This is a genomic window from Dendronalium phyllosphericum CENA369 (assembly GCF_016056275.1).
In the GTDB taxonomy this organism is placed as follows: Bacteria; Cyanobacteriota; Cyanobacteriia; order Cyanobacteriales; family Nostocaceae; genus Dendronalium; species Dendronalium phyllosphericum.
Window position 1 is genome coordinate 1 of sequence record NZ_JAECZA010000288.1, and the last position, 1,337, is coordinate 1,337.

Annotated in this window: 1 protein-coding gene and 1 pseudogene; one reads left to right on the plus strand and one right to left on the minus strand. The window is 41.7% G+C overall.

The window, feature by feature from the left end; translation table 11 throughout:
- Positions 1-340: pseudogene (locus tag I8752_RS31690) on the minus strand (hypothetical protein); the annotation flags it as partial.
- Positions 341-519: 179 nt separating this feature from the next.
- Between I8752_RS31690 and I8752_RS31695 the strand changes: the two are divergent.
- Positions 520-1,080, plus strand: a complete 561-nt coding sequence (locus tag I8752_RS31695; RefSeq protein ID WP_214436146.1) for an NAD(P)/FAD-dependent oxidoreductase — start codon at positions 520-522, stop codon at positions 1,078-1,080.
- Positions 1,081-1,337: the final 257 nt, after the last annotated feature.

Here is a 1,337-nt window from a genome sequence, read left to right on the forward strand (position 1 = left end):
TCGCAATAGTTAATTGTGATCCTACCTTAAAATGTTGGTTAATTATTGCTTCAATGATAGGAAACCACAACAATACTACACTTAAGGTATTCAATGTTAAAAACCTTTGTATATGCCGTCTACGACTGTTTTGTTGTATTGGTAGAGGTAAGGTTGCTGCCAGTCTTTCTATCTTCACCTGTTTCTGATTTTGTAACAACCACACCAACATTTTCAGAGTGATTAACTGTGCTTTATTTAGGTATTTTTCTAAAAAGTTTTGGTAGAATGATGCCAGCATTATGACGACGGTCTTAATTAAATTACGAGACCGTTCTTTTTTACCATTAAACTGTACCATACAGGTAGCTGCTTAATAACTGTACAGTTCATTCTCAATAAGTACCCACATTTGTTAAGGGGTCTGTGCCTCTCAAACCTTTATCTGGCTAGGTTTAGAGGCGTTTGTCGCCCCTTGAAGTAACATTGTTAAACCGTTGGTTAAAGTACTTGCTGCTGTTTATTCACTATTTTTCTCAAATGAATTCTTCTCGCCCCACAGTGATTGTTGGAGTAGGCTTCGCAGGTCTTTTTACAGCATTGCATCTGCGTTATCAGCAAGACTTGCGGTCGATCGTTTTGATCGATCCACAAGAACGGTTTATCTTCAAGCCAATGTTATATGAACTATTGACAAGTGAATTGTCAGAAGATGCCGTTTGTCCGACTTATAAAGAGTTGCTGCAAGGCAGTAATGTCAACTTTGTACAGGACAAAGTAGTGGCAATTGACCTGCAAGAAAAACGTCTTAAATTAGCTTCTGGCTCAGATTATATTTATGGTTATCTGGTCTTAACTGTTGGCAGTATTCAGGGTTATTTAGGAACAGAGGGCGCACAAAAAAACGCATTCGCATTTCGGACACAAGAGAATGCGATCGCTCTGGAGAGCCAGTTACGAAAATGCTTGCAACGTGCTAGGCAAACGGATGACGAAACACAACGGCGATCGCTCCTCACGTTTGCTATCGTTGGGGCAGGGCCGACAGGGGTAGAAATGGCAGCAACCCTGGCAGATTTGTTACCCAACTGGTACGTGTAGCGACCTGCAATGCTAATCGCTCAAACCTGCAATCAAGACATTTACAAACCAGGATTATTTGCAACTATAATTGCGCTTCAGCCAGGATTAATTGCAACTGAGCCAGGATTAAATGCAACCAACCTGCAATCATCGGTTTGAGCCAGGATTATTTGCAACTATAAATGAACCTACATCGGATTGCACTTTCAATTGACTCAAAGTGGCAGCCCCGCCGCCAACATTTGCTCCTGCAATTCACGCGCACGCGTTGGGTC

Coding starts and splice junctions, on each gene's coding strand:
- I8752_RS31695 (WP_214436146.1), top strand. CDS start 520: ATGAATTCTTCTCGCCCCACAGTGATTGTTGGAGTAGGCTTCGCAGGT.